Genomic DNA, 23,558 nt, shown 5'->3' on the forward strand with positions numbered 1-23,558 from the left:
CGCAGCGGATCGGTCGACGGTCGGCGAGCGCGAAAAGACGGGCGTGGAGCGACGAACGGGCGGAATATCGGCGCCGACGGCGCTCAGCCGTCGACCGGCGTCGCGGTGTCGAGCGAGCCGGCGGTCGGGCCGGCCGGGGAGAGGCGGATGCGCCAGCCGTCGTCGACGGGCGTCGCGGTCGTGGCGACGCGGGGGCGGCCGGCGGTGCGTCGGACCGTCTCGGCCGAGAGCGGGAGCGTCGGGAGGCGCTCCTCCCGGGATCGGAGTTCGTAGCCGCGGACGGTCACCGCGCGCGGGCGGTCCCAGTGGCCGTCGGCGAGGGTGAAGCCGTCGATCAGTCCGACCGATCGGAGGTGCGCGAGCGCCGCGCGGACGGGCCGGGCGCTCCCCTCGACGGCGGGGAGGTGCGCGCTGGCGCGCTGGAGGGCGTCCGCTCGGGCCGGCTCGGGGAGCCGCGACTGCAGCTCCGTCGCCATCGTCGCGAGCAACTGGAGACAGAGCCGGTCGCGGTCGGGAGTCCGTTCGGCGGCCGCGAGGTACTCGTCCATCACCGCGCGCTCGACGCCGCCGTGGTCGCTGGTCGACAGCGCTTCGAACACCGCGCCGGCCAGGTCGTGACAGTACGCCACCAGCGCGCGCTGGGACGGGGACTCGCTCGCCGCGGTCGGCGGGAACCCCCACGTCCGATCGCCCCCCGGGCTCGCGTCCGCCTCACAGACCACGAAGTCGTACCACGGCGCGCGCGGGTCGTACCGCCGGAGCGTCGCCCGATAGGCGTGCGCCACCCGCACCGCCTGAACCGCCGTCTCGCGGTCCGGAAACCGCCGACCGTCGACGGGGACCGGTCGCTCGCCCGTCCGCCCGCACTGTACGTAGTACTCCCCCGAGGGCTCGGCGAGCCCCTCCAGCTCCGCCCTGATGTCCGTGAGCGTTCGTCCGATCATTTTAGGTGTGCCTAAAACACAATAGTATATAACAGCGGGTGGTTTCCGGTGGCACGGACGGGGTCGAGAGCGGTGCGTGGACGGACGGGGCCGCCGGGCCGTGAGGTCTATGAGGGCGGGCGTCGAGCGTTCAGGCGATGACGGTCGCGGAGCGCGACGCCTTCGACCTGGCGCTCGTCGTCGTAGCCCTGGCGCTCGTCTTCGGATCGTCGGTCACCGCCTCGAACCCGGTCGCGGTCGCCGGTCGAGCGGTGAGCGCGGTCGCGTCCGTCGGGCCGATCGCCTACCTGGTCGTCCTCGGTGTCGGCGGCATCCTGTTCATGGCCTACGCCGTGCTGTACCTGCCGACCACGCAGTGACGACCGCGGCCGCGTTCGATTTCGGCAACGAGAGCGCCGCTCTCTCTCGGACACTGTCGAGCGACGGCGGGGCGCTGGCTCGTCGATAAACTACATTTCGATATATCGAATGTCGACTTCCGCGGACGACGGCTATCGCGAGGCCGACGACGGCCGCGACGGGTGGCGAATATTTATGCGAGGAGCGCCATCGTGGGACACGCATGGCTACGAAACCGGCCGAACCACTGACCGACGACGGGAAGTTGCTGTTCGGGGCGGGGTTCGTCTTCGGGGTGATGGTGACGCTGGTGTTGCTGGGCGTCGTGGTAGCGGTCGCAGCGGCGAACGGCGGTCCGCTCCCGACGACGGTCGTCGCGACGGTCGCCGGCGGGATCGTCTTCGCGGCTATCGTCGGGAGCGGCCTGTTCCTGCTCGCGTTCCCGGAGAACCGCACGCGGATTCCGGTCGAGGACGGCGACTTCGGGATCGGCGACGAGGAGTGACCGACGGCCGGGCGGTGACCCCGGCCGGCCCGCGGGGACAGCCGAGGCGGACGACTTTTGTCGGCGGTGGCCCTGTCTTCGGCCAATGGCCGAGTTCGACCCCGAGCGGTTCGAAGACAAGTACGCCAACTACTTCACCGAACTCCAGCGCGCGTACAAGAGCGCCTTCGAGACGATGAACGACCGCTACGACTCGGAGCTGATCCACGCCATCGACCAGCGGATCCTCGCCGAGAGCGAGCCGTTCTACGAGGGCGACGGCGAGTTCCGAATCGAACTCCCGGACGACCCCACCGACCGGCTGTCCGGCGTCGTCGTCGCCGACGACGAGAAGGTCGAGACGATCCTCGACCGGTACGTCGAGGAGATCGAGGCCGAGATCCGGTCGGTGTTCGGCCTCGACGGGGAGTAATCGCGCGCTCGACGGACAACGCCGTGGTTCTCGACGGAGTGTGCTATCGGTTCCCGCGAGACACTTATCTCTCCGCGCGGCGAAGCGAGCGTGATGTTCGTCGGCCACGCCTGCCTCGCGTTCGCCGTCGCCGCCCTCGGCGCCGACCGCCTCGGGTGGTCCCGCGAGCGCTCACTGCAGGTGGCCGTCCTCGCGGCGCTGTTCGCCACGCTTCCGGACGTGGATGTCGTGTACGGCCTCTCCGGGCTGGTCGCGCCCGCGGCCGGGGCGGGTTCGATCCCCGTCGAGTCGTTCTGGGACGCCGGCAACCGCGTCCACCGCGGCGTCACCCACGCCCTCCCCGTCGCCGCGGTCGTCACCGCCGCGGTCTGGCTCGCCGGACGGGTCGAGCCGACTTCGCGAGCGGCGGGTGCGACGCTACTGGCCGCGCTCGTCCCGACCGTGGCAGCGATCGGCGGCGCGCTGGCCGGTGCGGTGACGGCCGTGTTCGTCCTCTGTGTGGGAGGCCTCGTCGCGCTCGCCCGCCGTCGGGACGTATCGTCCCGGGTGCTGGCGGGCGCGGCGTTCGTCGGCCTGTTCACCCACCCCTTCGGCGACCTGTTCACGGGGTCGCCGCCCGCCCTCCTCTACCCGTTCGACGCGACGCTGGTCGCCGAGCGAGTCGTCCTCTCGGCGGACCCGACGCTGCACCTGCTCGGGGCCTTCGGGGTCGAACTCGCGACGGTCTGGCTGGCACTGGCGGCGTACTTCCGCATCTCCGGCGAGCGACCCGCGGCCCACGTCGACCGCCGGGCGGTGCTGGGGGTCGCCTACGCGGGCGCCGCGCTCGCGCTCCCCGCGCCCACGCTGGAGGTGTCGTATCACTTCGTGTTCAGCGTGCTCGCGGTCGGGTTCGTCGGCGTCGCCCCGCCGTCGCTGGAGCGAGTGCGGAGCTGGCGGGCGGGCGTGACCGCACTCGCGACCATCAGCCTCGCCGCCGTCGCCTACGCGGCGGTGTACCTGGTCGTCGGGTGACACAGGTCCCGAGCTATCCTTCCCGATCCTGCAAAACTTAAAACGTTTCCCGAGTCAACGGTCGGGTATGAGCGACAACGAGGGCCGAACCGACCTGCGGATGCCGGACGACGACGAGGTGTTCGCCGTCGTCACGGAGATGCTCGGTGCCAACCGGGTAGCGGTACGCTGCATGGACGGGACGAACCGCACCGCGCGCATCCCCGGCAAGATGCAGAAGCGTATCTGGATCCGCGAGGACGACGTGGTGCTCGTCGACCCCTGGGACTGGCAGGACGAGAAGGCCGACATCACCTGGCGCTACGAGAAACAGCAGGCCGACCAGCTGCGCGAGGAGGGGCACATCCAGGAGTAGCATGGAGGACCACACCACCGCCGGGCGCGCACCAGCTATTTTCTCCCCGCGCGCCGGGTGGAGCCGCTGACCATGCCGGAGTACCGCCTGCTCGACACCGACGAGGCCGACGCCCCCGGCGACGAGTTCGAGGAGATCGACGTCGAAGACACCGAAGCCGACACGATCGCCCGCAAACGGGACCGCGAGTTCAGCGAGTTCCGCAAGCGCATCAAGAACACCGAGCAGTTCAAGGTCGAGGACTCGGTGTTCGACGACGCCACCTACGCCGCCCTCTACAAGCTCGTCCAGGACGACTACATCGTCGCCTTCGGCGGCCCCATCTCGACGGGCAAGGAGGCCAACGTCTACACCGCGCTGGGCGACGAGGACACCGAGGTCGCCGTCAAGGTCTACCGCATCAACGCCTCCGACTTCACCGACATGCGCGGTTACCTCGACGGCGACCCGCGCTTCCGCGGGATCGGCTCGGACAAGAAGAAGGTCGTCCTCGCGTGGGTCCGCAAGGAGTTCGCCAACCTCAAGCGCGCCCGCAAGGCCGGCGTGCTCGTCCCCGAACCCATCGCCGTCGAGCGCAACGTCCTCGTCATGGAGTATCTCGGCACCGAGGAGGGCCGCGGCAAGCGCCTCTCGGAGGTGAACCTCGAAAATCCCGAGACCGCCTACGAGGTCGTCCGCGAGTACATGCGCCGGCTGCACGACGCCGGGCTCGTCCACGGCGACCTCTCGGAGTACAACCTGATCGTCCACGGCGACGAGATCTACGTCATCGACCTCGGGCAGGCGGTGACGGTCCACCACCCCAACGCCGAGGAGTTCCTCGATCGGGACTGCGAGAACGTCACCGCTTTCTTCGGCCGCCAGGGTCACGACGTGACCGCCGACGAGCTGAAGGAGTACGTCCTCGACCAGGACGAAGACGAGGACGTGGCCGAGGAGTTCTGAACGCCGAGCGCGCTATTCGGCCGGTTGTGCGAACCCGTAGTTCGGTTTCACGTCGTCGACGCGGACTTCCAGGGTGTCGCCCTCCTCGACGCCGGAGACGAACAGCGTGAACCCGTCGACCTTGGCGATCCCGTCGCCCTCGCTGCCGACATCGACGATCTCGACCTCGACCGTGTCGCCCTCGCGGACCGGCGCCGTCAGGTACCCCTTCGCGACCAGATACAGCTCCGAGGACGAATCCCGGGAGGCGTCCGGACGGACCTGCCGGACGTACTCGAACTGCTCGTCGATGTCGGCCTCCAGATCGTCCAGGTCCTTGCCGTCGAACACCTTGACGGCCAGATCGCCGCCCGAATCGAGGACGCGGTCGGCGACTTCGAACGCCTGGCGCGCGAGGTGGACCGAGCGGGCGTGGTCCAGATCGTAGTCGCCGGTCATGTTCGGCGCCATGTCCGAGATCACCACGTCGACCGGGCGCTCGCCGGTGTCGGCGCCGACGCGCTCGACGACCTCGTCGATGGTCGACTCCTCGGTGAGGTCGCCGCGGACGAGTTCGACGCTGTCGTGGTCCTCCAGCGGGTCGATGCGCTGGCGGTCGACGCCGACGACGGTCCCGCGGTCGCTCACTTCCTCGGCGGCGACCTGGAGCCAGCCGCCCGGCGCCGCGCCGAGGTCGACGACGGTGTTGCCCGGACCGAACAGCCCGGCGGTCTCGTCGAGTTGCTGGAGCTTGTACGCCGAGCGGGCGCGGTAGCCCTGCTGTTTGGCCTTGTTGTAGTACTCGTCTTTGCCGCTCATTGGTCGCTGATACCCCGGCGAGGCGGTTAGGGGTGTCGTTCCGGCGACGGGACGGGAGCAGGTGCGACGGCGGCTCCCGACTCAGACCAGCCGCTCGATGGTCCCTTCGAGCTGCGACCGGGCGGCGTCGGGGTCGGCCTCGGGGAGGGCGAAGCTCGTCTTGCGCTCGTCGGCGTCGGCGAGTTCGCTGAGCAGTCCGGCGCGGCGGTCGACCTCGGCGTAGACGGTCAGCGCCTCCGGGGAGGGGTCGAAGACGAGTTCGAGTTCGTCCAGGTCGCCGCGGAAGGGGCCGCCCGAGGGGCGGAACTCGAACTCCTGGACGAACCGGCGGTCGGTGTAGCGGGCGTAGGGGTCGGCCTCGCAGTCGGCGGTCCGGAAGGACAGCCCCAGGTCCTCCGCGGCGTCGAAGACCGTCTCCATGCGCTCGGTGGGACGGACCTCCAGAGGGTCCTCGTCCTCGGGGTCGACGGCCATCCCGATCTCCAGGTCGGTGTCGACCCAGACGGCGGCGTCGCCCATCGTCAGCGGCGTCGCGTAGGGGATGTCGAGCGTCGTCTCGTAGCTCGTCGACTCGCCGGGCTCGACGGTGAACCCGTCGGTGAGGTGGAGGCGGTCGACGGTCGCCTCCTCGTAGCCCTCTTCGCCGCGGTAGCGGGTCTCGACCTCCAGTTCGACCCGGTCGACGGTCTGTTCGGCGTCGCCGCCTTCGACCTGCACGACGGCGTCGACGGCGTCGCCCGGCCGCACGGTCTCGTTCTGGAGGACGGTGTCGACGGTCGCGTTACCGATGCCGACTGACGCGAGGATCTTCTTCATACGGGTCGATAGTTCCGGCGGCTCGACACAAAAAGGTACGTGCGTCGGGCGCGGAGCGGGTCGGCCGGACGGGGAGTCGTCCGGGCGGGCGCGGCACGCGGGACCTCACTCGTCGTCGCGGCGACGGAGGAGCGCGCCGCCGCCGAGGAGGCCGGCGAACGAGGCGAGGAGGCCGAAGCCGGGGCCGGTGGCGTCGGGGGTCTGGGTCGTTCCGAGGTCCCTGGGGCGCTCGTCCTCCTCGACGTCGGCGACGGGGCGGTTGGTGGCCTGCTGGCCGGGGCCGGCGCTCACGTCCGAGCGGCCGATCTGTTCGAGGGAGACGCCGACGAACCCGTCGTCGCAGCGGTTGAACCGGCTTATCAGGTACAGCTGTCCCGGCAGGACCTCGACGGATCCCCCGATGTACAGCGTCGTCTCCGCTTCGGGGGTATCCCCGAGCTTGCGGTTGATGACCATCGCGTCGTAGGCGAGCATCTCGTCGGGGGGCCAGGTGTCGCTCCCGGGAGGGACACAGCCCTCCGCGACCCGGACCTGCGTCGGGGAGGTCGACCCGCCGACGTGGATCATGAACCCAGCCAGGTTCTCGTTCTCCCAGCGCGCGACCTCCGGGATGGCCGCCGCCTGCGTGATCTGGGCGGACGCGACGCCGCTCGCGCCGGCGACCGCGCCCGCGCCGACGGCGCTCGCACCGAGGCCCCCGACGCCGCGCAGGACGCGACGCCGGGAGACGCCCGACCGGCGGTCGGCGGCGGTCGCCCGCTCACCGTCGCCGGAACGGTCGCCGTCGCCGTCACCGTCGCTCGCCGCGTCTCCGTCGCCCGAGCCTGCGAGGGCGTCGTCGCGTGGTAGTGGCGGCATACGGGACCAGTTCGGACGTGAGCCGGCTAAGACCGGTGGGTGCATTCGCAGGCACCCACGGCGGACGGCCCCGATCCGCCGAAACCGCACCACGCGGCCACGCGCGGGCTCGCGGGCAAAGAAGGGACTTTTTAACGGATGGGGGCGTAGCCGCGGGCAAGATGTTCAACGCCATCGTGAGCGCGGACACGCTCCGGACGACACTGGACTCCGTGAGCGTGCTGGTGGACGAGTGCAAGATCCACCTCGAGGAGGAAGGCCTGGAGATCCGGGCGGTCGACCCCGCCAACGTCGGCATGGTGGACCTCGAACTGTCGGCCTCGGCCTTCGAGTCCTACGAGACCGACGGCGGCGTCATCGGCGTCAACCTCTCGCGGCTGGAGGACATCGCCGGCATGGCCGACGCCGACCAGCTGGTCCACCTCGAACTCGACGAGGAGACCCGGAAACTGCACATCGCCATCGACGGCCTGGAGTACACGCTGGCGCTGATCGACCCCGACTCCATCCGCCAGGAGCCCGACCTGCCCGACCTGGATCTCGCTGCCGAGATCGTCATCGAGGGCCGCGACATCGACCGCGCGGTCACCGCCGCGGACATGGTGAGCGACCACATCGCCCTGGGCGTGAACGAGGCCGACGAGTACTTCTACGTCGACGCGGAGGGCGACACCGACGACGTCCACCTCGAACTCACCCGCGAGGACCTCATCGACCTGACCGCCGGAACGGCCCACTCGCTGTTCTCGCTGGACTATCTGAAGGACATGAACAAGGCCATCCCGAAGGACGCCGAGGTGCGGATGGAACTCGGCGAGGAGTTCCCCGTCAAGATGCACTTCGACATCGCCGAGGGTGAGGGGCAGGTCACGTTCATGCTCGCGCCGCGCATCCAGAGCGAATAGACAGCCGTCCGCGCTCCACAGTTTTCGCCGTCTACTTCGACCCCAGCGACCGCTCCGGCGGCGACCGCTCGGCCCCCGACACCGCCCGGTCCCCGCCACCGACCGCTTCCGCGGCGCCCCCTCGCACGGAGCCCGCAACCGACCCGCCCGTAGCCCGGATCAAGGCCCTTCCGGCCGGCACTCGTCGATCCCGGCGTGCAGGAACCGAACGCCGCCCGGACGCGATCGAGTTCGAACCGGCCCGCCGAGAGGCGACCGACCGGCGAGGCGGGGCTGTCTCCGACTGCCGGGACGGGAACGGTCTCCCGTCGATCGGTCGGTCGCAGGAGGGCGTGATGGTCGACGCGGAGCGACTGCGGATCGGCTTCTTCGCCGTCCTGCTCGCGGTGTTCGCGTATCTCGTGGTGCTGATCGTCCACCCGTTCCTGACGGCGCTGCTGCTCGCCCTCCTGCTGGCGGTGTTGCTCGCGCCGGCCCAGCGGCGGCTCGCCCCCCGGATCGGCGAGCGGGTCGCGGCCGTCACCCTGGTCGCGCTGTCGGTCGGAGCGACCGCGGCCGTCGGGGCGGTGCTGTTCGCCGCGGCGCCGGCGGGGCTGAGCGACCTCTCCGCGACGCTGGAGGGGCTGTCGGTCCCCTCGGCGGCCGAGCGGCGGGTCGAGCGACTGCTCGGTGTCGAGGTCCCGCTGGGGTCGATCGCCGAGTCGGTCCCGCGGCGGGTGGGCGAACTGCTCGTCGGCGACCTCACCGGGCTGGTGAACGCGACGACCGACCTCTTCCTCGGCGCCGTGCTCTTCCTGTTCGTCCTCTACTACCTGCTGGTCGACGGCGACCGACTGGTCGACTGGGTCGGCGAACGCCTCCCGCTCGACGACGCGACGACGGAACGGCTCCGCGAGGACGCCCACCGGACGACCTGGGCGGTCCTGAAGGGCCACGGCTTCGTCGCGGTCGTCCAGGGGGCGGTCGCGGGGACCGGGCTCCTCCTCGTCGGGCTCCCGAACGTCCTGTTCTGGACGTTCGTGATGATGGTCCTGGAGCTGTTCCCGGTGGTCGGCGTCGCGGGCGTCCTCGGCCCGGCGGCGCTGTGGCTCGGGCTCCAGAATCGGTTGTTCGCGGCCGCGTTCCTGGTCGTCTACGGGGCCACGGCGGTCGCGGTCGTCGACGACTACCTCCGGGCCCGCGTCGTCGACCGCGGGTCGTCGCTGCACTCGGCGACGGTCCTCGTCGGCGTCTTCGGTGGCGTCTACGCCTTCGGCGCGATGGGGCTGTTCTACGGGCCGATCGTCGTCGGTCTGTTCGCGACGCTCGTTCGGGTGTTCGACGAGCGCTACGTCGACGGGTGAGGGCGTCGGCGAGCGGTGACGCCGCGGAACCGGCGTTCCGGCCGCCCAGTCGTCGCCCAGTCGTCGCTCAGTCGTCGTCGGCCGCCCCGTGCGTGTCGTCGGGCGAGCCGGCGGATTCGGCGCCGTCGGGGTCGTCGAGCGCGGGGCCGGTGTCGAGCGCGTCGTCGAGGGTGCGCGAGCCGCCGCCCGGGGCGTCGCCGTCGTCCGCGCCGCCGGCCGCCTCCGCGCCGGACACCTCGAACTCGTCGACGAGGTCCTGCAGGTCGGCGGCGAGGGCGGCCATCTCGTCGACGTTGGTCGCGACGTTGTTGACCGAGGCGGCCTGTTCCTCGGCCGCGGCGGAGACGTTGCTCGCCTCGGCGGCCGTCTCCTCGCTGACGGTGCTGACCTCGTCGACCATCGCGACGACCTCCTCGGTGGAGGCGGCCTGGTCGTCGGTGGCGTCGCTGATCTCCCGGACGCCCGCCTCGGCGTCCTCGACGGCGTCGGCGATGTCGTCGAACTGGCCGACCGCGTCCTCGATGGTGTCGACGCCGGACTCGACGCGCTCGCGCATCCGCTCGATGTCCTCGACGGTGTCGCCGGTCGTCGCCTGCACCTCGTCGATGCGGTCCTCGACCCGTTCGGTGGCCGTTCCGACCTCGTCGGCGAGGCTCTTGATCTCGTCGGCGACGACGGCGAAGCCCTCGCCGGCCTCGCCGGCGTTGGCCGCCTCGATGGAAGCGTTCAGCGCCAGCATGTTCGTCTGCTCGGCGATGTCGTTGATCATGGCGACGATCTCGCCGATCTCGGACATCTCCTCGTCCAGGGCCGCGACCTGTTCGGCGGCCCGGTCGCTCTCGGCCTCGATCTCGGCGATCTCCGCGGAGGCGTCGGTGGCCTGCTCGCGGCCGGCGTCGGCCCGCTCGGCGGCCCGCCGGGCGGTCTCGGCCACGTCCGCCGACGAGGAGGCGATCTCCTCGACGGTCGCCGACATATCGTTCATCTCGCCGGCGGCCTCCTCCAGGTTCTCCGCCTGGCGGTCGGCGCCGCTGGATATCTCCTGGACCGAGTCGGCCACGTCCTCGCTCGCGGACTCGATCTCGTCGGTGCTCCCGGCCACGTCCTCGCTCGCGGTCCGGACCGACTCGGCGATGGCCTGGACGCGCGCGACGCTCTCGTCGACCGCGTCCAGCCCCTCGTCGATGTTCGCCATCACGGCGCCGTAGTCGCCCGGCAGGTCCCGGTCGAGGTCCTGGTCGAGCCGCCCGTCGCGCAGGTCGGCGCTGACCGCTTCGAGCTGGTCGAAGCTCTCCGAGAGCTGGTCGAGCCCCGCGGCGAGCTCCGCCATCACGGCGCCGTAGTCGCCGGGCAGGTCGGTGTCGAGCTCCTGGTCGAGCTGGCCGGCGCGGACGTTCGCGCTCGCGCGGTCGATCTCGTCGAAGCTCGTCCGCAGCTGTCCCATGCCGTCCTCCAGGGCGACCATGATCTCCCCGAACTTGCCCGGCAGGTCCGTCTCGATGTCGGCGTCGATGTCGCCGGCCCGGAGCCGCTCGCCGACGGCCTCGATCTGCTCGACCTGCCGGTCCATGTTCGCCTGCATCTCGTCGAAGGCGTCGACCATCTCGCCGATCTCGTCGTCGCCGGCGGATATCTCGGTGTCGTTGTCCTCGAAGCGTCCCCGGGACATCGCGGTGGCGCGCTCCTTGATCTGGACGATCGGACGGGAGATGTACCGGGCCGCGCCGTAGCCCGCCCCGGTGACGACGAGGGCGGCGAGGGCGATCAGGCCGATCATGATGTTGCGCGTCGCGTCGGCCCTGTTCTGCAGCGACGTGCCGAGCGCGGCGATCGGCTCGGTCACGTCGTCCTCGGGGACCGTCGCGACGAGGGTGAACTGCCTGTCGCCGAAGTTGACCGGCGCGAACTGGACGTAGCGGGTCGCGTTCCCGTCTCCGGTGGTCCTGGTGTGGGTCGCCATGCCCGACTCGCCGGCGAGCATCCGCTCGGAGACGATCTCACCGAGTTCCGCGCCGTACTCGCCGGCGGCGGCGTCGGTCCCGGCCTCGACCACCGAGCGGTTCGGGTGGCTCACGATCATCCCCTCCTCGTCGAGGACGTAGAGGTAGCCGCTGTCACCGACGGTGACCGAGTTGGTCGTCGCGGTGATCAGCGAGTAGTTGAACTCCGCCGCGACGACCCCGCGGAGGGTGCCGTCGCTCTGGCTGTACACCGGCGTCGAGATGGCCACGCGCTCGTGGCCGTCCACGGAGCGAACGTCGCCGAAGTGCGTCTCGCCGGGGGCGAGCTCCGCCGCCTCGGTGAACCACGCCTCGTCGGCGTAGGAGTCGCCGCCGTCCTGCTCGGTGACGATCCGGCCGCCCTCGCGGTCGGCCCGGATGACCTCCCGCCCGTCGGCGTCGACGAACGTGATCGACTCGAAGACGGGCGATTCGGTGCCGCCGACGGTCATCGTCTGGGTCTGGAGGTTCCGCTCGAACGAGGACGCCGTCCGGTTTTTCGCGTCCGCGAGCGCCGTCTGCTGGAGTTCGTAGTAGTAGACGTTCGGCGCCAGCACCCAGTCGAACGGCTCGTAGTAGGTGTAGGAGATGAACTTCGTCTCGACCGGGTTGCCCTCCTGGGTGGTGTCCTCCCAGTCGTACTGGGCGACGCCCCACTCCTCGCCCGAGCGGATCGCCTCGTCGCTCCGGATCCGCTCTTTGATGTCCTCGAAGACGGTGAGCGTCCCCCCGGAGTCCTCCTTGAGGTTGTGGCCCTCCTCGAGACTGTGGTGGACGACGATGTTCGACTCGATGTCCGTGATGTACGCGTAGCCCGTCTCGCCGATGTAGCCGGGCCGGAACGTCGCGGACATCGTCCCGTCGTCGGCGACGCCGTCGCCCGCGGTGCCGGCGATCTGTTCCTCGACGCGGCGCTCGACCTCCCCTTGCTCCTCGGCGGAGAGGTCGTCCCACGCGCGCCCGTCGTAGTCGGACTCGAGGATCGTCCGCCGCGCGTTCTCGATCGAGCTGCGCATCTGCAGCGCCACGTACCCGACCTGGTCCTCGCTCAGCTGCTGGACGAGGTCCATCTCCCCCTCGCTCGCGGCGACGTAGTTCTCCATCGTCGTCGATGAGGCCATCGCCCGGACGCCCACGTCGCGCTCGTCGATCTGGTTCTGGATGCCGTCCTGTCTCGCCTCGACTGTCAGGTTCAGCTGTGCCGTGATCTCGTCGCGCAGGTACTCCGAACTCTGGTTCTGCGCGTTGGTGTTCAGGTCGTTCATGCCCATCGTCGCGAACGCTCCCACCGTCGTCAGCGGGATCAGCGAGATCGCGAGAAACAGCGCGATGAGCTTCACCTTCAGGTCCATACCGAGAGGGATTAATTGTGACGGTTAAGCGTTCTCGGCAAATTACCCGAATTGATAGCTGCAGTGGCGAATATCCGAACATTCTTGCCAGTCTGTATTACGCTCTGGTAGTATCACGCGAACTGCGTTCGTCGGGGACGGCGAGGGCGTGCGGGTCGGCTCGTCGCCGTCCCGACAACGGTAAACGGGACGGCCGTGTAACGCGGGTGAATGACCGAGCCCGCCGGCGACGACCCCGGAGTCGACGGGGAACTGTCGCTCCCGCCCTCCCGCGAGCGCGGCGAGGGGGAGGTCCACGTTCTCGGCACCGCACACGTCTCCGAGCAGAGCGTCGAGGAGGTCGAGGAGACCATCGCCGAGCGACGGCCGGACGTGGTCGCCGTCGAACTCGACGAGGGGCGGTTCCGCCAGCTGAAAGGCGAGACCCCCGACGACATCGACCCCGGCGACATGCTCCGGGGCAACACCGTCTTCCAGTTTCTCGCCTACTGGATGCTCTCCTACGTCCAGACCCGCATGGGCAAGAAGCTCGGCGTCGACCCCGGCGCCGACATGCTGGCCGCCGTCGACGCCGCCGAGGAACACGGTCTCGGCGTCGCGCTCGTCGACCGCGACATCCAGATGACCGTCCAGCGGTTCTGGGCGAGACTCAGCCCGCTGCGCAAGCTCTCGATGCTCGGCAACCTCACGCTGGCGGTCGGGTCGCCCGTCGCCGTCGGCGCCGGTCTGGGCCTCTCCTTTGGCCTGTTCGCCGGCTTCGCCGTCGCGACGGTCGGCGCGGGCGCGCTCGGGTTCGCGAGCGCGGACTTCGTCGCCGCCCTCGGCCCCGACACCGTCGCGCTGGCCGGCGGCCTCGTCGGCGGCGCCATCGGCGGCGTCGTCCTCTGGAGCCTGCTCGAACCGTGGCTGGCCGAGTGGCTCGAACCGCTGCCGGTGCCCAACACCACGTACACGCGCGTCGCGGCCGGCGTCCTCGTCGGCTCGGCGGCGGGCGTCGCGATCGCCGCCAGCGGCGGACTCGCGCTCGGCCCGCTCTCGGTGTCGAGCGACCGGCTGACCGGCCTGGGGGGGTTCGTCCTCCAGACCGGGACGGGCGTCCTCGGCGGCGCCGTCGGCGGTGCCGCCCTCGGCGCGCTCGGGGGCGCCGTCCTCGCGGCGTTCCTGCCCGAGGAGGAGGACTTGGAGGAGATCGACATCGACGAGCTGACCGACGCGGACGTGGTGACGGCGATGATGGAGGAGTTCCGCCGGTTCGCCCCGGGCGCCGCCGAGGCGCTCATCGACGAGCGCGACGCCTTCATCGCCCACCGGCTCGTGGCGCTGCGCGAGGCGGGCTACAGCGTCGTCGCCGTCGTCGGCGCCGGCCACCGCGAGGGGATCGAACGCTACCTCGCGGACCCGGAGAGCCTGCCGCCGATGGAGTCGCTGGTCGGTGAGGCCTCGGGGACGAGCCTCACGGGCTATCTCTACAAGGCGCTGGGCTACGCGATGACCGTCGGCTTCCTCGTGTTCTTCGCCCTGCTGGCGCTGGGCGGGGCGAGCAACGACTTCCTGCTGGAGCTGTTCGTCGCGTGGTTCCTCGTCAACGCGGTGCTCGCGGGCGGGCTGGCGAAGGTCGCGGGCGCGACCTGGCCCAGCGCGCTCGTCGGCGGCGGCGTCGCCTGGCTCACGAGCGTCAACCCGCTGCTGGCGCCGGGCTGGTTCGCCGGCTACGTCGAGTTGCGCTACGTCGACGTGAACGTCTCCGACATCGCCCGGCTCAACGAGATCATGGACGACGAGACGGCGCCGGTGAGCGAGATCTTCGCCCGGATGCGCCAGGTCCCGCTGTTCCGGCTGATCCTGATCGCCGGCCTGACCAACGTCGGGAGCATGATCGCGAGCCTCGTCGTCTTCCCGCTGATCCTGCCGTACATCTCCGCCGACATCGGCGGCGTCAGCGCCATGGGCGGCCTGCTTCTGGAGGGGGCCCGCGACGGCTGGCGGATCGTCTGGGGTGTCGTCTCGTGAGCGGCCCCGCCGGCGGTCGAGCCGGACGGAGCGGCGGTCGCGGCGGTTCCGGTCGGTCCGGCGGCGGCCGCGGCTGGCACGGTATCTCCTTTAGCCGGCGCGAGCTCCGCGATCTCGGGATCGCGTGGCTCGCGCTCGGCGTCGCCTTCACGCTGTTCATCGACCGGGCGCTCGTCGACCTGGTCGCCCGCGGCGCCCGCCCGCCGGCGGCGCTCGCGCTCGCGCTGGCGGTCTCGCTGGCGACCGTCGGCGTCGCCTTCCTCCTGCACGAACTCGCCCACAAGGTCGTCGCCGTCCGCTTCGGCCAGGTCGCCGCGTTCAAGGCCGACTACGGGATGCTCTTCCTGGCCGTGATGTCGGCGCTGGCTGGTTTCCTGTTCGCCGCACCCGGCGCGGTCGTCCACCGCGGCCGCATCACGGCCCGCGAGAACGGCCTCATCTCGCTGGCCGGTCCGGTCACGAACGTCGGCCTCGCCGCCGTCTTCCTGCCGCTGTTCCTGTTCGGCCCCGGCCTCCTCGGACTTATCGGCGGTCGCGGCCTCAGCATCAACCTCCTGCTCGCGGGGTTCAACATGATCCCCTACGGCCCGCTGGACGGCCGGAAGGTCCTGCGCTGGAGCAAGCCCGTCTACGTCGCCGTCGCCGTCCCGACCGTGCTGCTCGCGGTGTACGCCCTGGTCGGCCTCGGGCTCTGATCCGACGGTCCCACGCCGAACAACCCACTTCCGACTGGCGACCCAACCGCCGGTATGGCCCAGCCAGTCCCCGACGAGGTCGAGGCGCTGTTGACCGGCGACCCCGTCGCGGCCCACCTCGCGACCTGCGCCGACGGCCGCCCCCACGCCGCGCCGGTCTGGTTCCGCTACGAACCGGCCGACGGCGACGACCGACCCGTGATCGAGGTGACGACGACCGGCCGGAAGCTCGCCAACGTCCGCGAGAACCCCCGCGTCGCGCTCTCGATCCAGGAGAGCGACGCCGGTCACCCCGAGTGGACGGTCACCGTCCGCGGGACGGCAACGGTCGTCGACGACGAAACCGAGACCGAGCGTGCCAACCGACGGATCAACCGCCGCTACGGCGCCGACCCCGACGACTGGTCGGAGAACACGCTGGTCCGGATCGCCGTCGGCTCGGCCAGCCACAGGGCGTACTAAACCATCTTTTTCGCGGAGGGGTGGGCAAACCGCGCCCACCCCTCCGCCAAAAACATGGGTGAAAAAGCCGCCTTCGCGGGGCTCCGCCCCGCTTCGGCGGACGAACCGCGCGCCGCAGGCGCGCGGATGCTCAGTGCAGTCTGTAGATAATTCAGACGAGACGAAATAGCGCGATACACCGTATCCAGTCTGAACCGTCGGGGTTTGGGATGTCGATACCTGCTATGTACGTTCCTGTGTCCACAGTTGCTTCCTCGTCGATGAAATCCACGACTTCTCCAAAAGTCCACGTGTGCGTTTCACCGGGCGAGAGCGTCAGTTGTCCATTACCAGACGAGCGTGTCTCAATCGGGTTCCATCCAGCGGACGATCTCTTCAGTATGGACCATTGGTATGGGTTGAACTCCAGTTCGGTCGATGATTTGTTGTGAAGCGTCAGTTCAACCGTTCCTGTTGACGCGTCCACCGTAGTTTGTGATGGGAGGAGATAGGCGCTCGCAGACCCTGTCTCGACAGTATGTGAGCAGACAGCGGCCCCTGAATACGAATCGTGTGGTGGGCAATCGTACTTGGAGAGTGGAGTCGGTGTGATGGTGGAAGTCCCCGGCCCCGTTGCATCACTTGAACAACCAGCAAGTCCGGCCATCGATGCACAGGTAGCGACAAGCAACTCCCGACGGTTCATATTCCATCTCTGTCTCGTCTGCACAAATGACTGTGTGAGACGAAAAGGGCTCTTTGAACGATAAGCGCGGAGAACAGAGTACGGCGGAACCGTCGACCGCGCCCTTTAGGCGGGGGCGGGCCCTCCCGTCGACCGATGGAAGTCACCCTCCTCGGGACCGGCGACACGACGGGGACGCCGACGCCGGGCTGCGACTGCGAGACCTGTGAGCGCGCCCGCGAACGGGGCGTCGAGCGGTCGCGGTTCTCGGTCCACGTCCGCAACGAGCGGACCGGCGAGTCGCTGCTCGTCGACACCAGCCCCGACTTCCGCCAGCAGTTCCTCGGTCACGACGTGGCGCTGCCCGACGCCGCGGTGATCACGCACATCCACTTCGACCACCTCGACGGACTGGGGCACGCCTACCGCCTGTTCGACCGCCTGCCGGTCCACGCCGCCGACGAACGGGACCCCGAGACCGGCGAGAGCGTCGCCGAGACGGTCCGCCGCCGCTACGACTACCTCGACCAGGTCGAGGTCGTCCCCGAGACCCCCTTCGAACCGTTCGAGACCTGCGGGTTCGAGGTGACGCTGGTCCCCGTCGACCACCCGCCGCTCGTCTGCTACGGACTGGCAATCGAGGATCCCGAGACCGGGGCGAAACTGTCGATCTCGGGGGACACGACCTACGGCATCGGCGACGAGTCGCGCGCGGCCCTCGCCGACCCGGACCTGCTGCTGGCCGACGGCATCGTGACCGCCGACCTGTGCGAACACCACCCCGCGGGCGGCGCCCACTTCGACGACGACGGCGTCGCCCGTACGTTCGGCACGAAACACATGACCGTCGAGGGCGCGGTCGCGCTGGGCGAGGACCTCGACGCCGAGGAGACGAGGGTGGTCCACGTCTCCCACTTCCTCGACGCCGACCGAGCGTTCGAGGCGCCGCTGGCCGTCGACGGCGAGCGCTACGACCTGTGAGCGGCGAGAGACACCGCGCTCGACCGCGACGCACATCCCCGGAAGCCCCATACCGGTCGCGCTCGAACCGGGGATATGAGCAGTCAGGACCGCGCGGACGGGACGACCGAGCACCTCGCCACCCGGGTGGTGCTGTCCTTCCCGGCCGATATCGGGGAGCACGGGCCCAGCCGGATCCGCTCGGACTACTACAGGAAGTATCTCACCAAGGTTCACGACGCGGCCGCCGAGGGCGACGAGTGGGACGAGTTCACCGACGTTGGCTGTTGCGGCAGCCGGATGGACGTGCCGCTGGTGGTCGAGGCGGTCGAAGGCGGCTCGCGGATCGACCTCGACACCGAGATCGAGTACACCGAACGGGAGGCCTGCGGGGTCAACCAGGGGTGGTCGGTCCAGCACGACGAGCCCGAGGCGCTGGACGACTGAGCGGCGGTCCTGGCGGAATCCGCGACCGACCGGGCCGACCCGGTCCGACTGGGCCGGTCCGGCCCGACCGAGCGGACGGCGAGTGACCGTCGACAGCGGCGACGAGACCGCCCAACACCGGTATCGTTTTGATCGTCGCGGTCCGATCGGTCGTTAGTCCCCTCCATGCCCGCCCGAGTCCGCGCGCTGGGGGTCGTCGCGGTCGCCCTCTGCTGCGTCCTGGCCGCGATCGGCGCGCTCGCGCTGTCGGTCCCCGGTGCCCCAGCCGACACTCGACAGCGCGAGGCGGCCGACGGCGGCCTCCAGCGCCTCCACGACGCCGGCGTCACCGGCGAGAACGTCACCGTCGGCGTCGTCGGCGTCACCGGCTTCGACACGGACCATCCGGCGATCGCCGACCGGATCGCCGAGAGCCGCGCGTTCGGCGGCGGCGCGACCGTCGAGAACGGCGGCCGCAACCACCACGGCACCGCGACCGCCGCCGTCGTCGCGCGGACCGCGCCCGACGCCGACCTGCGGCTCGCGACGTTCGACGACACGACGGAGTTCCGGCGGGCGGTGACGTGGCTCGTCACCGCCGACGTGGACGTGATCGTCGCCCCGGTGTCCTTCTACGGCCGCCCCGGCGACGGCACCTCGACGGTCGCGCGCCTGGGCGAGTGGGCGCGCCGCCAGGGCGTCGTCTTCGTCGCGCCGACCGGCAACCTCGCCCGGGGCCACTGGACCGGCCGCTACGACGACCCCAGCGACGGACGCCTGCGCTTCGGCGACACGACCCGCAACTACCTCGCCGGTCGCGGGAGCGAGACGCGGATCTGGCTCGGCTGGGACCGGAGCCACAGGAACGAGACCTACGTCGCCGAGCTCTACCGGACCGACGACGGCGAGCGCAGCCTGGTCGCCAGGTCGGCGTCGTTCCCCGGCGACGGCGTCCCCAACGCCCGGATCAACGCCCGCCTCCGGGGCGGCACCTACTACGTCGTCGTCCGGGGGCCGCCCAACGCCACGGGCGCCCGCCTCCGGCTATCCTCGCCGACCCACCGCTTCCAGCGGACCCGGCCCGAGGGGAGCGTCGCCGCCCCCGCGACCGGCCGCGGCGTGATCGGCGTCGGCGCCTACGACCCCGCGGCCGGCCGCGTCGAGCCGTTCAGCTCTAGGGGCCCCACCGCCGACGGCCGCCTCGGCGTCGACGTGGTCGCGCCCGCTCGACACGAAATCGTGGGGTACGAGGAGCCGCTCGTCGGTTCCTCGGCCGCGACGCCGTACGTCGGCGGCCTCGCCGCGCTCGCCCTCGACGCCGACCCCGACCGCTCGCCCCGCGAGGTCGAGTTGCGCCTCGAACGGACCGCCCGCGACGTTGGGCCGAACGGTACCGACCCCACGGCCGGCAACGGGCTGGTGGTCCCCCGCCGCGCCGTCGACCCGCCGGCCAACGCGACCGGGTGAGCGCCGACCGTCGACCCGGGACCGAGCGGTGGTGTTCCGTCGCGCTTCCGGCGGACCGACCACCGGCGCCCTCCGCGACGCCCACACTTATGGCGGACCGAGAACAACCCACGGGCGATGATCGGATCCGTCCGGCGGTTCCTCGCGGCGATGGCCGAGGAGGACGCGCGGACCCGGGCGTTTCTGCTCTGGGACGCGAGCAACACCGTCGGCGCCGTCGGCCTGCTCGTCGGCGCGTTCGCCCTGCTGGTCGTGACCGACGCGCCCGGCTTCCAGCGCGGAGTCCTGCTCGCCTACATCGCCGTCGCCGTCCTGTGGCTCGTCTCCATCTTCACCATCGGGCCAGTGTACGACCGGTTCGCCCCGGCCGAGGAGTAGCGCCCGCGACCCGGGTCAGCGCGGGCGGCGCGCCCGCCGCTCACACCAGCAGCGAGACGAGTTCGAAGAACAGGTCGCCGTAGACGAGGCTGATCACGAGCGCGACGAACATGGGGACGATGAAGGGCATCCCCGGGGAGATCCAAACCACGTCCTCGTCGGCGAGCACGTCCAATCCGTCCCGCAGCCCCTCGGCGGTCGTCCCGTATGCCGACCCCTCGATGTCGTCGAGGAACGCCTGTGCGCCCCAGGGGTCGTCGTAGTCGGCGTTGGCCCCGTCGGCGGCCTCGGCGTCGGTCCGGTCGACGGTCTCGGCGTCGGTCTCCGCGCCGGCGTCGTCCCCAGCGGCGTCGTCCGCGCCGGCCCGCTCCCCGCCGTCGGTGGCCACCTCGCCGTCGGCTCCGCCAGCGAGGTCGCCGCTCTCGGGGATCGAGCCGTCGCCGGGGGGATCAGGGTCGTCGGGGAGACTCGCGGGGTCGCGGTGGTGGTCGGGGTCGTCGCGGACGGCGGCCAGCGTCGTCCCGCGCCAGCGCAGGTACATCCGCAGGGCGTCGAGGTCGAGCCCGCGGCGGGTGAACCCGTCGGGCGTCTGGAGGAGCGAGCCGTACTCGTCGGTCGCGTCGGCGGCGCGGATCGGCTTGCCGATGAACATGATCGGCGCGAGGTGTCCCGTCAGGGCGTTGCGCAGCGTGACGGCGACGGGGTAGGCCGCGCCGACGAGGACGGTGTTCGAGAGGACCGTCAGCGAGAAGACGCCGACGGTCGTCCGGGTCAGCGGCAGCGCCTCCGTCGGGAGGACGTATATCGGGAACGTCGGGAAGAGGACGGCGAGGACGATCAGCGCCTTCGCGTCGGCGCCGCCGAAGCCGCCGAAGTAGTAGAACAGGTAGCCGATGGACCCGACCATCCCCAGCGAGAGCGCGACCCGGAGGTAGAACAGTTCGCGCGACTCGACCCAGAAGGGGAGCTCGCCGGTGGCGATCCGCTCGATGTCCCAGACCAGCAGCGCGACCCCCAGCAGCGCCAGCGGGAGCCACGTGGCGTTGGGCACCCGACGGGTCCGGACGTCCCGGTAGGCGGCCCAGCCGAAGACGGGGACGGCCACCAGTCGCAGCAGGTCCGGCGGCGGGCTCTCCGTCAGGACGGTTCCCAGCCAGTCGATCACGACCGAACCAGCGCGCCCGCGGACATTAGTGGTTTCGGCGACGGCGACGGGGTCGGCCGCTGTGGGCGTCCGAGCGCGTGGTCGGTGGGAGCGCTCGGAAACGTCGACCGGTGCGGTCCACCGCACGTGACATCTGCGTGAAGTACGATACCGAGCCGGACTCGGCCCCGGCCCCACCGCCCGCCCCAGAATTATTTTCTACACCACATAAACAAATTATCGAACGACCCCCCAATTATTAGTGTTGAAAAGGGCGTATTGATGCAACCCCAACCAATATATCGTAAGATGCCAATTCCCAGTCGTGGTCTCAAAGATGATTAGTGGGGCTGACGAGTCGGACGATCCTATCACGATAGCGGTCCTCGAGAATCGGTCGGGGAAGTTCGCTGAACTCGGCACGTCGAAGTGGCAGGCGAGTCTGCTCGCGGTCGAGGAGCTGAACGAGAACGGCGGCATTCTCGGTCGCGAGATCGAGGTCGTCGATCCGGATCCGAAGTCGGACGTGGACAGATACCGACGGCTGGTCACCGACATTCTGAACGAGGAAGACCCCGACGCAATCTGGGCCGGATACGCTTCGTCCGAGCGGGAGGTCGTCCGTCCGTTGACGAACGCTCACAGACAGCTCTACTTTTACACGACCCAGTACGAGGGCGGCGTCTGCGACCGATACACGTTCCCGATGGGAGCGACCGCTCGCCAGCAGCTCGGGACCGTGCTCCCGTACCTCGTGTCGGAGTACGGGCCGGAGATCTACACTATCGCCGCCGACTACAACTTCGGGCACCTGTCCTCCGACTGGGTGGATATCCTCGCTGCGGAACACGGCGCCGAGGTGGTCGGCAAGGAGTTCGCCCCGCTGTCACAGACGTCCTTCGAGTCGGTAGTGAGTCGGATCGAGGACGCCGATCCCGACGTCGTCATGTCGATGCTCGTCGGGGACAACCACGCGGAGTTCTTCCGGGAGAAAGCCGAGCGCGGGCTCTCGATACCCGTCGGAACGTCCACGTCGATGGCGCAGGCGTTCGAACACAAGCGATACGAGCCGCCCGCGTTCTCGGACGTCCACGTCGGAGTCAACTACATGGAGGAGCTCTCGACGCCGGAGAACGAACGGTTCGTCGAGCGCTTCTACGAGAAGTTCCCGGAGGCGGAGTACATCAACCAGGAGGCACAGAACAGCTACGTTTCGATACACCTCTACGCGAAAGCCGTCGAGGCCGCGGGAACGACCGATCAGGCTGCGGTGATAGACCAGCTCCGGAGCGGGCTGTCGTTCGACGCACCGGAGGGCACCGTGACCCTCGACGGGGCGACCCATCACATCAGCCACAACATGCGGATCGCGCGAGCCGACGAGAACCACGACATCGAGTTCTTCGGGGCGGAGCGGACGGAGGAGACGTTTCTCTCCGAGACCGTCGGGTGCGATCTCCGGGAGGCCGCCGAGACGACGCAGTACAGACCCGCGCTGTTCCACCAGCAGGGGACGTTCGACAGTATGCACGACTCGCTGCAGACCCGGGTTCAGGAGGCCTACGAGTCACGGGAACTGCGCGAGCGGGTCGAAGCACGCGCGGAGGAGTACAGCGAGATAATGAGCGACTGTGCCGACGGGGATCTGACTGCCCGGTTGCCGAGGGACGCCGAAAACGACGCGATGGGCGAAATTGCGACGGCGTTCAACGCGATGCTCGACGAGATCGAGGAGGCGATGAGGCACCTCCAGGAGTTCTCTCACGACGTCGCGGCAGCGAGCCAACAGGCCAGTTCGGGAGCCCAGGAAGTCAAGCGGGCCAGCGAGGAGGTCGGGGAGTCGATCGAGGGGGTCACGAGGCGGGCCGACCGACAGCGCGAGCGTCTCGACCGAGTGTCCAGCGAGATGAACAACCTCTCGGCGACGGTCGAAGAGGTCGCGTCGACGGCGCAGACGGTCGCGCAGCTCTCCGAGGACACCGCCGAGATCGGGCGAGACGGCGAATCGACCGCGAAGCAGGCGAGCGCGGAGATGGAGCGGATCCGGACCGAAGTCTCGTCGGTCGTCGAGTCCGTCGAGCGACTGGACGAACAGATGGCCCGGATCGACGAGATCGTGGAACTGATCTCCGAGATCGCCGACCAGACGAACATCCTGGCGCTCAACGCGAACATCGAAGCGGCCCGGGTCGGGGGGAGCGACGGTACAGACGCCGGCGGCGGGTTCGCTGTCGTCGCCGACGAGGTCAAACAGCTGGCCGAGAAGACGCAGGATTCGGCCGGCGATATCTCCGACCTCATCGAGGAAGTCCAGGGGCGCACGACGACGACCGTCGAGCGGATCCGGACCGCCGAACGTGAAATCGAGGGAACGACCGAGTCGGTCGAGGACGCCGTAGACGCGTTCGTCGACGTGGTCGAGAACGTCGAGGAGACCGACGAAGGGGTACAGGAGATAACCCGTGCGGTCGACGACCAGGCCGGAAGCGCCGAGGAGGTCCTGTCGGCGGTCAACGAAGTCGCCGAACTCGGGGACGACACCGCCGGTGCCGCGGAGGACGCGTCGGCCGCGGCGGAGGAACAGGCCGTTTCGATGCGTCAGGTGACTTCGAACGTCGAGTCGCTCGCTGCCCAGGCGAACCGGCTCCAGACCCGACTCGATACCTTCGACGTGCGCAGGGAGTGACTCGCCGACCGAGCAGTACCGCCGGCACGGGTGGCCAGCCGCGCCCGACATCCGATATCGATAGAGACCCGCGGCCCTGC

The 23,558-nt window shown here is 69.9% G+C and carries 23 protein-coding genes; 16 read left to right on the forward strand and 7 right to left on the reverse strand.

The genetic code is table 11. The annotated features are described in order from the left end of the window. Positions 1–83 precede the first annotated feature (83 nt). Positions 84–944, reverse strand: coding sequence for a DUF7551 domain-containing protein (locus tag HZS54_RS03325; RefSeq protein ID WP_179920545.1), 861 nt, complete (start codon positions 942–944; stop codon positions 84–86). 137 nt (positions 945–1,081) lie between these two features. Between HZS54_RS03325 and HZS54_RS03330 the strand changes: the two genes are divergently transcribed. The 6 genes from HZS54_RS03330 (at position 1,082) to rio1 (ending at position 4,514) form a co-directional block, all read left to right on the forward strand. Beyond that, entirely contained in the window at positions 1,082–1,303 is a 222-nt protein-coding gene (locus HZS54_RS03330; protein WP_179920546.1) for a hypothetical protein, read from the forward strand. A 203-nt stretch (positions 1,304–1,506) separates the two neighbouring features. Further along, the gene (locus HZS54_RS03335) at positions 1,507–1,788 is read left to right on the forward strand and encodes a hypothetical protein (RefSeq protein ID WP_179920547.1); all 282 of its coding nucleotides are present in this window, start codon (positions 1,507–1,509) and stop codon (positions 1,786–1,788) included. An 85-nt stretch (positions 1,789–1,873) separates the two neighbouring features. After that, a complete protein-coding gene (locus tag HZS54_RS03340; RefSeq protein WP_179920548.1) occupies positions 1,874–2,200 on the forward strand; it encodes a DUF5783 family protein in 327 nt (108 codons plus the stop codon). Between the two features lie 93 nt (positions 2,201–2,293). Continuing rightward, on the forward strand, positions 2,294–3,214 hold the full coding sequence (locus HZS54_RS03345; protein ID WP_179920549.1) for a metal-dependent hydrolase: 921 nt from the start codon (positions 2,294–2,296) through the stop codon (positions 3,212–3,214). Between the two features lie 67 nt (positions 3,215–3,281). Further along, positions 3,282–3,569, forward strand: a complete 288-nt coding sequence (eif1A, locus tag HZS54_RS03350; RefSeq protein ID WP_179920550.1) for a translation initiation factor eIF-1A — start codon at positions 3,282–3,284, stop codon at positions 3,567–3,569. Between the two features lie 72 nt (positions 3,570–3,641). Then, positions 3,642–4,514 (forward strand): serine/threonine-protein kinase Rio1, encoded by an 873-nt coding sequence (rio1, locus tag HZS54_RS03355; RefSeq protein ID WP_246391761.1) that lies wholly within the window; start codon positions 3,642–3,644, stop codon positions 4,512–4,514. 12 nt (positions 4,515–4,526) lie between these two features. Here rio1 and HZS54_RS03360 read toward each other — a convergent pair whose 3' ends face one another. From HZS54_RS03360 to HZS54_RS03370, 3 genes are all read right to left on the reverse strand, one after another. Further along, entirely contained in the window at positions 4,527–5,312 is a 786-nt protein-coding gene (locus tag HZS54_RS03360) for a 23S rRNA (uridine(2552)-2'-O)-methyltransferase (protein WP_179920551.1), read from the reverse strand. Between the two features lie 81 nt (positions 5,313–5,393). Beyond that, positions 5,394–6,128 (reverse strand): sporulation protein, encoded by a 735-nt coding sequence (locus HZS54_RS03365; protein WP_179920552.1) that lies wholly within the window; start codon positions 6,126–6,128, stop codon positions 5,394–5,396. A 105-nt stretch (positions 6,129–6,233) separates the two neighbouring features. Continuing rightward, positions 6,234–6,986 (reverse strand): hypothetical protein, encoded by a 753-nt coding sequence (locus tag HZS54_RS03370; protein WP_179920553.1) that lies wholly within the window; start codon positions 6,984–6,986, stop codon positions 6,234–6,236. A gap of 161 nt (positions 6,987–7,147) precedes the next feature. On the opposite strand from HZS54_RS03370, the gene HZS54_RS03375 reads away from it, so the two are divergent. Both HZS54_RS03375 and HZS54_RS03380 read left to right on the forward strand, forming a co-directional pair. Beyond that, positions 7,148–7,891: a DNA polymerase sliding clamp gene (locus HZS54_RS03375; RefSeq protein ID WP_179920554.1), complete on the forward strand. Its 744-nt coding sequence runs from the start codon at positions 7,148–7,150 to the stop codon at positions 7,889–7,891. 335 nt (positions 7,892–8,226) lie between these two features. Then, positions 8,227–9,234: an AI-2E family transporter gene (locus HZS54_RS03380; protein WP_179920555.1), complete on the forward strand. Its 1,008-nt coding sequence runs from the start codon at positions 8,227–8,229 to the stop codon at positions 9,232–9,234. A gap of 67 nt (positions 9,235–9,301) precedes the next feature. On the opposite strand, the gene HZS54_RS03385 is transcribed toward HZS54_RS03380, so the two are convergent. Continuing rightward, a complete protein-coding gene (locus HZS54_RS03385; protein ID WP_179920556.1) occupies positions 9,302–12,586 on the reverse strand; it encodes a methyl-accepting chemotaxis protein in 3,285 nt (1,094 codons plus the stop codon). 210 nt (positions 12,587–12,796) lie between these two features. Here HZS54_RS03385 and HZS54_RS03390 point away from each other — a divergent pair, with 210 nt between their 5' ends. From HZS54_RS03390 to HZS54_RS03400, 3 genes are read left to right on the forward strand one after another with little or no spacing between them, the layout of a single operon-like run. Further along, positions 12,797–14,596, forward strand: coding sequence for a TraB/GumN family protein (locus tag HZS54_RS03390; RefSeq protein WP_179920557.1), 1,800 nt, complete (start codon positions 12,797–12,799; stop codon positions 14,594–14,596). Then, complete coding sequence (locus HZS54_RS03395; protein ID WP_425484373.1) at positions 14,593–15,291, forward strand: zinc metalloprotease; 699 nt, start codon at positions 14,593–14,595, stop codon at positions 15,289–15,291. The genes HZS54_RS03390 and HZS54_RS03395 overlap by 4 nt, the downstream gene beginning before the upstream one ends. 54 nt (positions 15,292–15,345) lie before the next feature. Further along, on the forward strand, positions 15,346–15,753 hold the full coding sequence (locus HZS54_RS03400) for a pyridoxamine 5'-phosphate oxidase family protein (protein ID WP_179920558.1): 408 nt from the start codon (positions 15,346–15,348) through the stop codon (positions 15,751–15,753). Between the two features lie 151 nt (positions 15,754–15,904). On the opposite strand, the gene HZS54_RS03405 is transcribed toward HZS54_RS03400, so the two are convergent. Then, positions 15,905–16,438 carry a hypothetical protein gene (locus tag HZS54_RS03405; protein WP_179920559.1) on the reverse strand — a complete coding sequence of 178 codons (534 nt, stop codon included), beginning with the start codon at positions 16,436–16,438 and terminating at the stop codon, positions 15,905–15,907. A 135-nt stretch (positions 16,439–16,573) separates the two neighbouring features. Between HZS54_RS03405 and HZS54_RS03410 the strand changes: the two genes are divergently transcribed. From HZS54_RS03410 to HZS54_RS03425, 4 genes are all read left to right on the forward strand, one after another. Next, positions 16,574–17,398 carry an MBL fold metallo-hydrolase gene (locus tag HZS54_RS03410; RefSeq protein ID WP_179920560.1) on the forward strand — a complete coding sequence of 275 codons (825 nt, stop codon included), beginning with the start codon at positions 16,574–16,576 and terminating at the stop codon, positions 17,396–17,398. 75 nt (positions 17,399–17,473) lie between these two features. Then, positions 17,474–17,824, forward strand: a complete 351-nt coding sequence (locus tag HZS54_RS03415) for a DUF7968 family protein (protein WP_179920561.1) — start codon at positions 17,474–17,476, stop codon at positions 17,822–17,824. Positions 17,825–17,989: 165 nt separating this feature from the next. Continuing rightward, on the forward strand, positions 17,990–19,270 hold the full coding sequence (locus HZS54_RS03420; RefSeq protein WP_179920562.1) for a S8 family serine peptidase: 1,281 nt from the start codon (positions 17,990–17,992) through the stop codon (positions 19,268–19,270). 117 nt (positions 19,271–19,387) lie between these two features. After that, positions 19,388–19,648 (forward strand): hypothetical protein, encoded by a 261-nt coding sequence (locus tag HZS54_RS03425; protein WP_179920563.1) that lies wholly within the window; start codon positions 19,388–19,390, stop codon positions 19,646–19,648. A 40-nt stretch (positions 19,649–19,688) separates the two neighbouring features. Here the strand turns inward: HZS54_RS03425 and HZS54_RS03430 are convergent, their stop codons facing one another. Beyond that, positions 19,689–20,813 carry an A24 family peptidase gene (locus HZS54_RS03430; protein WP_179920564.1) on the reverse strand — a complete coding sequence of 375 codons (1,125 nt, stop codon included), beginning with the start codon at positions 20,811–20,813 and terminating at the stop codon, positions 19,689–19,691. A 316-nt stretch (positions 20,814–21,129) separates the two neighbouring features. Here HZS54_RS03430 and HZS54_RS03435 point away from each other — a divergent pair, with 316 nt between their 5' ends. Beyond that, the gene (locus tag HZS54_RS03435; protein ID WP_179920565.1) at positions 21,130–23,478 is read left to right on the forward strand and encodes an urea ABC transporter substrate-binding protein; all 2,349 of its coding nucleotides are present in this window, start codon (positions 21,130–21,132) and stop codon (positions 23,476–23,478) included. The last annotated feature ends 80 nt before the right edge of the window (positions 23,479–23,558 follow it).

Origin of the sequence: Halosimplex pelagicum (genome assembly GCF_013415905.1) — an archaeon.
Lineage (GTDB): Archaea > Halobacteriota > Halobacteria > Halobacteriales > Haloarculaceae > Halosimplex > Halosimplex pelagicum.